10 protein-coding genes are annotated in these 8,028 nt (G+C 62.2%); 3 read left to right on the top strand and 7 right to left on the bottom strand.

Going from position 1 to position 8,028, the window contains the following annotated elements; translation table 11 throughout:
- Window positions 1–100: 100 nt before the first annotated feature.
- The gene (gene egtD / locus PQQ53_RS33490; protein ID WP_408141940.1) at window positions 101–1,081 is read right to left on the bottom strand and encodes an L-histidine N(alpha)-methyltransferase; all 981 of its coding nucleotides are present in this window, start codon (window positions 1,079–1,081) and stop codon (window positions 101–103) included.
- 547 nt (window positions 1,082–1,628) lie between these two features.
- Between egtD and rarD the strand changes: the two genes are divergently transcribed.
- Window positions 1,629–2,525 (top strand): EamA family transporter RarD, encoded by an 897-nt coding sequence (rarD, locus tag PQQ53_RS33485; RefSeq protein WP_408141942.1) that lies wholly within the window; start codon window positions 1,629–1,631, stop codon window positions 2,523–2,525.
- A 45-nt stretch (window positions 2,526–2,570) separates the two neighbouring features.
- On the opposite strand, the gene PQQ53_RS33480 is transcribed toward rarD, so the two are convergent.
- Window positions 2,571–3,110 (bottom strand): Mpo1 family 2-hydroxy fatty acid dioxygenase, encoded by a 540-nt coding sequence (locus PQQ53_RS33480; RefSeq protein ID WP_408141944.1) that lies wholly within the window; start codon window positions 3,108–3,110, stop codon window positions 2,571–2,573.
- A gap of 91 nt (window positions 3,111–3,201) precedes the next feature.
- Here PQQ53_RS33480 and PQQ53_RS33475 point away from each other — a divergent pair, with 91 nt between their 5' ends.
- Window positions 3,202–3,915, top strand: a complete 714-nt coding sequence (locus PQQ53_RS33475; RefSeq protein WP_408328870.1) for a Crp/Fnr family transcriptional regulator — start codon at window positions 3,202–3,204, stop codon at window positions 3,913–3,915.
- Window positions 3,916–4,067: 152 nt separating this feature from the next.
- Window positions 4,068–4,709: a lytic transglycosylase domain-containing protein gene (locus PQQ53_RS33470; protein WP_408328867.1), complete on the top strand. Its 642-nt coding sequence runs from the start codon at window positions 4,068–4,070 to the stop codon at window positions 4,707–4,709.
- Window positions 4,710–4,755: 46 nt separating this feature from the next.
- Here the strand turns inward: PQQ53_RS33470 and PQQ53_RS33465 are convergent, their stop codons facing one another.
- The 5 genes from PQQ53_RS33465 to PQQ53_RS33445 all read right to left on the bottom strand — a co-directional run bounded on the left by PQQ53_RS33465 (window position 4,756) and on the right by PQQ53_RS33445 (window position 7,894).
- Complete coding sequence (locus tag PQQ53_RS33465; RefSeq protein ID WP_408141950.1) at window positions 4,756–5,640, bottom strand: 4-hydroxy-tetrahydrodipicolinate synthase family protein; 885 nt, start codon at window positions 5,638–5,640, stop codon at window positions 4,756–4,758.
- A gap of 2 nt (window positions 5,641–5,642) precedes the next feature.
- Entirely contained in the window at window positions 5,643–5,984 is a 342-nt protein-coding gene (locus tag PQQ53_RS33460; protein ID WP_408328865.1) for a hypothetical protein, read from the bottom strand.
- A 241-nt stretch (window positions 5,985–6,225) separates the two neighbouring features.
- On the bottom strand, window positions 6,226–6,597 hold the full coding sequence (locus PQQ53_RS33455) for a hypothetical protein (protein WP_408328863.1): 372 nt from the start codon (window positions 6,595–6,597) through the stop codon (window positions 6,226–6,228).
- Between the two features lie 294 nt (window positions 6,598–6,891).
- A complete protein-coding gene (locus PQQ53_RS33450; protein ID WP_042326559.1) occupies window positions 6,892–7,152 on the bottom strand; it encodes a hypothetical protein in 261 nt (86 codons plus the stop codon).
- Complete coding sequence (locus PQQ53_RS33445) at window positions 7,145–7,894, bottom strand: DNA/RNA non-specific endonuclease (protein ID WP_408328860.1); 750 nt, start codon at window positions 7,892–7,894, stop codon at window positions 7,145–7,147. The genes PQQ53_RS33450 and PQQ53_RS33445 overlap by 8 nt, the downstream gene beginning before the upstream one ends.
- Window positions 7,895–8,028 lie beyond the last annotated feature (134 nt).

Here is an 8,028-nt window from a genome sequence, read left to right as displayed (position 1 = left end):
GCCGGTTCCGCCCCCCCCTCACCGCCCCCGCCAAAACCGGCGCCCCCCCACCAACACGATGGCGCGCCGCCTTTTTCGTTTGTGCCGAAACCGTCTGCGCCTATCGCGCCACCAGCAGACTCTCCGCAAAGCCCCATTCGTCTTCGATCCACTGATGGCTGCACACGAAGCCGGCGCTGTCGGCAATCGCGGGCATCTCTTCCGCGCGATATTTGTGGCTGCTCTCGGTCCAGATCGTTTCGCCTTGTTTGAGCGACACCGTCAACTGCGCCGCGCCGATGCGCGCCGTGATATCGCGCTTCGCCCGCAGATGCATCTCGATGCTGCGCGCGTCGGGGTTGAAGCGCGCGACGTGCTCGAATGCGTCGAGCGGCAAGTCGCCATCGAGTTCGCGGTTGATGCGTGCGAGCAGATTCAGATTGAACGATGCGGTCACGCCGATCGAATCGTCGTAGGCGGCGACTAGCACAGGCGTCGGCTTGATCAGATCCGTGCCGAGCAGCAATGCGTCGCCGGGCGCGAGCATGTTGCGAATTTCACGCAGAAACCGCGTGGCCGCGAGTCTGCCGAAATTGCCGATGGTACTGCCGAGAAACAGAACGAGTAACCGCTCGTCCGGTGCACGCTGCTTGCTCACTTCGGCGAGACCGGCCAGATAGTCGCGCTCATAGCCGACGATCGAAATGCGCTCGATGTCGCCGAGTTCGCGTCTGCACAACTGCAGCGCACTGCGCGAAATTTCAATCGGGCAGTAAGAAGTGGGGCGCTTTTTACACAGTGCTTCAAGAATGCGCCGTGTTTTGCGGCCGCTTCCGCTGCCGAGTTCGGCGACGGTCACGTCATGTGGCAGATGCTCGACGATGTCCGCCGCGTGCTCCGCGAGCAGCCGTTCTTCGGCGCGCGTCACGCCATACTCGGGCAATACGGTGATCACTTCAAAGAGCGCGGAGCCCACTTCGTCGTACAGATATTTCGACGGCAGCTCTTTCTGCGGCGTGTGGGTGAGTCCCGCGCGCACCTCGGCGGCGAAGGCGGAGCGTAGGTCGGGCGAGGTGTCGTGCGATAGGGCTGGCTGGGTCATGCTGGCTCCAGTAGTCATATTCGATGAGCGGGATTGCTGGCCGGACGGCGGCATGCGCGGTGAAACGCGAGCGCTGCATGCCGTGAGAGAGAAGGGCGGACGGGGCTTCGCAGACCGTCATTGCCGTTCCGGCTCGTTGATGCTGCGTGTGCTGTTGCAAACAGCGTGCAAGACTTCGTAGCAAGATTCGCGCTTGAGTCGATCGCGCGACGATGTGCAGCGCGGTCGATGAGACATCGCGGCTTCGCCCGCCGCGCATGAAGCTTATGTTCTAGTGCATCGACGCGCGATGCGCACGAACTAATTGCAGACGGTCGCCGGAAAAGCGCAGGCCCGTAAATGAATAACCCGTCTAGAATGCCGGCTTGCGCCGTCTTTCGAAAACAAAAACGCAGGGCTTTCTGATGGCATTGCCCGCGTGCGAGACCTCATTGCCAATGACAACAACGAACACCGCGCGAGCGGATGCTGCGCTGCAAACCGCTTCGCCTGAATACGCTTCATATGCCGACGCGTTGGCCGGCGCGTTGACGTCATGAGCCGCGCGATGAACCAGTATGACCCAAAGCGCGGTATTGCGTTGTCGGTCGGGGCGTCCGCGATGTTCGCCCTGCTGTCCGCTTACGCAACGCTGCTTGCGCCGCTGAGCGGCCTCGACATCTTTGCGTGGCGTGTCGTATGGACGGTGCCGGGTGCGCTGCTGCTGGTCGCGTTGCGCAAACGCCTGCCCATTCTCCGACGACTTCTTTACCGGATGGTGACCGAGCCGAAGCTCTGCGCCGCGATGATCGTGAGCGCGGCGCTGCTCGGCGCGCAACTGTGGTTGTTTCTATGGGCGCCGCTGCACGGGCGGATGCTCGAAGTGTCGCTCGGCTATTTCCTGCTGCCGCTCACCATGGTGCTGGTGGGGCGCTTCTACTATCATGAGCGCCTCGACGCGTTGCAATGGTTCGCCGTGCTGTGCGCGGCGGTGGGCGTCGGCCACGAACTGTGGGCGACGGGCGCGTTTTCGTGGCCGACGTTGCTGGTCGCGCTCGGCTATCCGCCGTACTTCGCGCTGCGCCGCAAAATCAACGAGGACTCGCTGGCGATGTTCACCGTCGAAATGGCGCTGCTGCTGCCGGTGGCGATCGTGTGCATTGTCAGTGGCGATTCTCTGACGACGATCGCCGGCCGCGTCGACATGTGGTGCCTGCTGTTGCCGGGTCTCGGCGCGTTGAGCACGATTGCGCTGGCTTCGTATCTGAAGGCGAGCCGTTTATTACCGGTCGCGTTGTTCGGCATCCTCGGCTACGTGGAACCGGTGCTGCTGGTGCTGGTCTCGATCACACTGCTCGGCGAAACGCTCAGCGCCGCGCAACTGGCGACTTACATTCCGATCTGGATCGCAGTGGCGTTGACGGCATTGCATGGCGTTCGCCTCGTTCGGCTCGCGCCGAATTGAGTGGCGCCCGACATCGATATCGAACGCGGACGGCGTTCCCGCCGCTCAGCGAGGCGTCGCTGAGCGGCTCGCATTGATACGCGTCGAGCCGACTTGCGCGTCGATCGCTTCGCGCAGCTCGGGCCGCCAGCCGAAGCTGAACAGCGCTTCCGCAAGAACGAACAACGGCCCGATCAGCAGGCCGATCACATCGTCGACGAAGGCCGGCTTGCGATGTTCATACGCGACATGGCCGACGAACTGGAACACCCAGCCGATCACGAACAGCCCAATGCCGGTGGCGAGCCAAACAAGCGTGGATTGCGCGGCGAGCCACTCGCCGAACGCGACACACAGCGCCGACACGCAGGCCATCAGCACGCCGAGCGGCACGTCGAGCGTGAGGTAGTAGACGGTTGCAGCGGTGAACAGCAGCCACGCGGCCGATAACGTCACCGGCAGCAGGCCGGCGCCGAAAGCCGGGCGGCTCAGCAACACGGCCAGCGCCAGCACGATCAGCGGAATGCCGATGAAGTGCGTGGCGATATTGCGCCGGTCGCGATGATAGGCCGCGTATTGCGTCAGTTGTTGCGTCAGCGTTCTCATGGATGCCGCTCCTCCTTCAAAGTCAGCATAATCGCGGGCAACCGGATTTGAAACCATCGGGTAGCCGACAATCGCGCACGGATGCCGTCCTATGAGTGTGAGTTTTTCATCGAATGAGCTTGGCATGCGTCTTGGGCGCAGTGCGTGGTTTCGCTCGGCGCCCGCCATGACGCAGGCGGAGTTGATCGAAGCAGGGCGCGTCGAACGGCTTGTCGCCGGGCAACGGCTTTTTACGCGCGGCGATGCCGACGACGGCCTCTATTGTGTGCTCGACGGTCTCATGAGAATCGGCGCGGCCAGTGCGACGGGCAAGGAGGCGTTGCTCGCCGTCATCGAGCCGGTGAACTGGTTCGGCGAGATCGCGCTGTTCGACAACCGGCCGCGAACCCACGACGCGTATGCCGAACGCGATTCCGAACTGTTTCATGCGCCGCGCGCCGCGCTCGTCGCGCTGCTCGAACGCAGGCCCGCATATTGGCACGTGTTCGGTTTGCTGCTGACGCAGAAACTGCGCCTTGCGTTCGAGGCCATTGAAGAAGCCGCGTTGCTGCCTGCCGCGCAACGCGTCGCGCGCCGGCTGTTGCTGATGGCGGGCGGCTATGGCGAACCCGGCGCATTGCGGCGCGTGCTCAGGGTGCCGCAGGAAGATCTGGCGATGATGCTCGCGCTGTCCCGCCAGACGATCAACCAGGTGTTGAAGCAGTTCGAAACGCAAGGCGCGTTGAAGCTGGGTTATGCGGAAATTGAAATTGCCGATGTGCGCAAACTCGGCATGCTGGCGGAACTAGACATGGGGCCGCTGTGATCTTTCCTGATATTCGGATACCTGAATAACGCGCCGACACGCCGACACGGCGCGGCATTTTTACAAGCATTTTACGGCGCGCCCTTGTTTCTTTGGCGATTCGCTACACCAAGCCCGGTAAGGTCGAGACATCCCGGTCAGGAAGCGAAACTATGCATGGAAATAGCGCGCTGGATGGTTTGCCGATCCGAAGCAAAGCGAGCCGTCGACGGCCCGCCTTCGTCCTGAGGGCGATGCTGGCGTCGCTGACCTTCTCGCTCGCCACTGCGTCGCACGCCGACGACACACGGCTGGCCGCCATGACGCCGACCATAGCCGCTCCCACGTCCGCCGCGCCGATCCCCACGAGCGACGCCACTGCCGCTACCGGCTGGCCGACGCTCGGCGACATCGCCACGATGCTGCGTGCGCAATGTCGCGTCGCCCCGATGGAATCCCTGAAGATCGCGCGTGCCGTGCTGACTGAAGCCGATCGTCACGCGATCTCGCCGGTGTTGCTGCTGGCGGTGATGTCCGTCGAGTCGAGCTTCGATCGCTACGCGGTCAGCATCGCGGGCGCGCGCGGGCTCATGCAGGTGTTGCCCGCTGCGCATCCGCGCCTGCTCGCGGGCACCGACCTGTCCGACCCGGCGATCAACGTGCGAATCGGCTCGACGATTCTGAGCACCTATCTCGACGAAAGCGGCGGCGATCTCGATGCCGCGCTGCTTCGCTATAGCGGCGGCGAGCGCGGTTACGCGCGGCGCGTCGTGTCGCGCATGCAGCGCTTCGACGCGAGTTTGCGCCGCGAATGATGAACCGATTTGCGGCGCACGGGCAGTCGAGTGGATCGCGTTAGCGTTAGCTCATCGTGCCGGCGAACTCGGCACGCAGGTCCTGCAACCTGTCGCGCGCGGTGCTCAGACGTTCGACGAGTTGCGCCGATGCGCGTGTGATCGGCATGCGCGTTTCGTCGCTGAGCGAATGATCGAACGCCAGCAACGCTTTGATCGCGGACGGATTCGGCGCGGAGAACAGAAGCCGCAAGACCGGCAGCAAGCTCGCGAACAGATTGCGCGCCTCGAGATCGTGTTCGGTGAGGATCAGTTGCTGAACCGTGACGAGCAGGTCCGCGCACACGTGGGCGCTGGCGAGGATGCCGCCTGTGCCGCCGTGATTCAGACATTCGTCGAAGGTGTCGTCGGTGCCGCACAGCACATTGACCGGCAGACCGCGCAGCTTCGCGAAGTGTTCTTTCACGCACTCCTTGATCGCGACGATGTTGTCGTATTCGACGAGGCGCGCGACCGTGTCCGGCTCGATCGTCACGCCGGTGCGATGCGGCACGTTGTACAGCACGATAGGGCGGTTGGTGGCGAGCGCGGCCTGTTCGAAATGCCACTGCACACCGGCCTGATCCGGGCACACGTAGGATGGTGCCGAGACCAGATAGCCGGCGCAATCCCAACGTTCATAGCGTTGTATTTCGCGCAGCACATCGCGCGTATTCGATCCACCCACGCCGATCAGCATCGGCAGACGCGAGCCGATCACGTCGGTCAACGCGTGCAATACGGCGAGGCGCTCGGCCTGCTCCAGCAACGCGGCTTCGCCGGTCGTGCTCAACGCGACGAAACCGCTGATCTCCGTGTGCAGATAGTAGTCCGCGAGGCGCTGCAATGCGTCGATATCGACTTCGCCATTGCGCAGCGGCGTCACGATGGGCAACCAGATACCGGAGAACATGATTAGCGCGCCTTTGCGGCGTTGCCACGGCGCTTCATCGGGCCGATCAACGCGGTGGGGACAGTCGAGATCAGCGTGTGCAACGTGAAGTCGAAGTCTTCGCACGCGATGTCGAGTTGCACGCGAACTTCGTCGCGTACGGCTTCCGTGCTGACGACATAGACGCCGAGCGGCGAGTGAAGCAGCGCGCGAAGTTGCGTGCCCGCCAGATCGTGCGGCGGATGCGGCAGCGTCACCTGCAAGAGGGCGCGTGCCGAAGGAAAGGGAATGATGTTGCTGTGTTGGACCGGCGGCTTGTCGAGCGACTGCGTGGCGAAGCTGTCGATGGATTGCGTAAGAGCCATGTGATGTGGCGTTCATTGACGCCATGGTTGATCAAGACAGTTCGAGATTAGACTTCCGCAAGTAAACGCGGTGCAAAAATTGGCGCATGCGCTGAAAAAATCATGGTGGCGCGCGGCACAACCCGCCACGCAATTGCGCAGAAAAAAAGGCGAGTCATGCGACTCGCCCTCCCTGAACGGCACGGTTCGGCTTCGATTAGTTACACATGCATGGCCGGTGTGTGCCTGAGCCGATCACGTGTTATTGCGTCTTTGTCGTGTCGGCTTGTGCGCCGTCGGCTTTTGCCGGGGCATTGCTGGCCTCTTTCGCGCTCCCCGTATTAGCTTTCGCGTCGCTGGTCTTAGCGGCGGTTTTCTTGACGGTTTTATGTGCTTTGGCCGTGTGCGTGACGGAAGTCTTTTTCACCGATGCCTTCGTCGAAGCCTTGGCGGGCGCTTTCGTCGTAGCGGCGCCTTCGTCCGTTGCGCTGGTTTGCACGGCGGTGCTCGCCTTCAGATTCGCTTGACCGGCGGGCTGCATTTGCGCGGGTTGCGTGGTGGACGGCGCGGTCGTTTGAGCGAACGCGGTCGACACGAGCAAAGCGGAAGCGAGAGCGGCGAAAAGCGTCTTCATGATGTGACTCCTGGTTGAACCGGTGGATTCTTGTGTCGCGGCTGCATGATTTCAGCGCTGCCGGTTTAACGGTGGCCGAACGACAGACGTTGACGCTGCTCTGGTGACAAAACGTAACCGCCGAAACATATCGGAGTGCTGTATCAACGGCGGTGCGGCGCGGTATGCGAGGCAGAAGGGGGTGGCGTTCGCTGTGAAACGAAGGAAGCGCGTAGGCGGTCATGAATGCGAAGGCGGCGAGCTTTACCCTCGCCTTCGCATCACGCGTGTTTCGCTAGAGCCATACCTGAAGCATCACTGAAACGGATTCTGGACGACACCCGGCTTCGCATCCGGCTCGTCCTTCACCTTCGCCGGCAGATTCGTTTGCGCCTGCAAGCTGGCGACGATCGCATCCACCGCTTCCTTCAATGCAAGCGCCGCTTTCAGTCCGCGCTGATCCTGCGTCAGTTCCAGCGTGCCGTTCAGCACGACGCGCGTCGTGCCGTTGCTCAACGTGAGCGCGTCGCCCTGAATGTTGAGTACGTCGTCATCGTTCGAATAGGGTTTAAACACCTTTGAGTCCTCCCGGTCGCTGGTCCTTGAGATTTTCCGGAATGCCCGGAAAACGGATGCCCGATGCTGCTTCGAGTTCGTGAATCGTCCGGATGTCATAACGATTGGTCGAGACATTGTCCACCACCACCGCGAACGCCAGTTGTCGCGAAGGCACGTAGACGACCTTGAACAACTGCGTCGGCACGAACACGCGCGTTGCGCCGATGGTCTGCAACTGCTGGCCGTTGAAGATCGGTCCGGTGACCACGTAGGTATCGTCGTACGACACCGCGATCTTGCGCACCGACGTTTCGATGCGCGCCCACAGCCGTTGGTTGTTCTCGCGATTCTGCGGCACGATGTTGGCGAGCGAGAACGATTGTGCCATCGCCTGCTGATTCCAGCGATTGCCCGCCGGACTCATATGGCCGCGATCGAAACCGCTGCGCTTGTAGTCCGCGAGCGTTGCGCCTTCGCCGTCGGGCAAACGCGCATCTTCGAAGAACTTGTTGGTGCGCACCATGTCTTTCGCGGCTTCGATATGGTCGCGCGTCAGATGTTCGGCAGACCAGAGCGGGCCGTGCGTGATGCCCGAATGCAGAACCGCGAAATCGCTATAGCACAGCATGCGCGTTTTCGGCGCCATCTTCTGATTGGTCAGAACGGGCCATTGCGCATTCGGTGTGAACTGGGAACAGGACGGCGCCGCGCTCGCGTGAGCGGCAACGATGAATAACAGACAGGCGAACCACTTCTTCATGTGTCAGTCAGTCGAGGGATTGGGGGCGCAAGTATAGCGTTGCGAGCCTTCATCGGGCGACCGGACATGCAGGGCAAACGGAGAGAAAGAAGAGAGATCGCGCGGGCAAAAAAACGGGCCGCTTTGCAGCGACC

The sequence above is a fragment of the Paraburkholderia strydomiana genome (assembly GCF_046030495.1).
GTDB lineage: Bacteria > Pseudomonadota > Gammaproteobacteria > Burkholderiales > Burkholderiaceae > Paraburkholderia > Paraburkholderia strydomiana_A.
This window is presented reverse-complemented; position numbering and strand designations above follow the sequence as displayed.

Coding starts and splice junctions, on each gene's coding strand:
- PQQ53_RS33460 (WP_408328865.1), bottom strand. CDS start 5,984: ATGGCTCTTACGCAATCCATCGACAGCTTCGCCACGCAGTCGCTCGAC.
- egtD (WP_408141940.1), bottom strand. CDS start 1,081: ATGACCCAGCCAGCCCTATCGCACGACACCTCGCCCGACCTACGCTCC.
- rarD (WP_408141942.1), top strand. CDS start 1,629: ATGAACCAGTATGACCCAAAGCGCGGTATTGCGTTGTCGGTCGGGGCG.
- PQQ53_RS33445 (WP_408328860.1), bottom strand. CDS start 7,894: ATGAAGAAGTGGTTCGCCTGTCTGTTATTCATCGTTGCCGCTCACGCG.
- PQQ53_RS33465 (WP_408141950.1), bottom strand. CDS start 5,640: ATGTTCTCCGGTATCTGGTTGCCCATCGTGACGCCGCTGCGCAATGGC.
- PQQ53_RS33470 (WP_408328867.1), top strand. CDS start 4,068: ATGCATGGAAATAGCGCGCTGGATGGTTTGCCGATCCGAAGCAAAGCG.
- PQQ53_RS33475 (WP_408328870.1), top strand. CDS start 3,202: ATGAGTGTGAGTTTTTCATCGAATGAGCTTGGCATGCGTCTTGGGCGC.
- PQQ53_RS33455 (WP_408328863.1), bottom strand. CDS start 6,597: ATGAAGACGCTTTTCGCCGCTCTCGCTTCCGCTTTGCTCGTGTCGACC.
- PQQ53_RS33480 (WP_408141944.1), bottom strand. CDS start 3,110: ATGAGAACGCTGACGCAACAACTGACGCAATACGCGGCCTATCATCGC.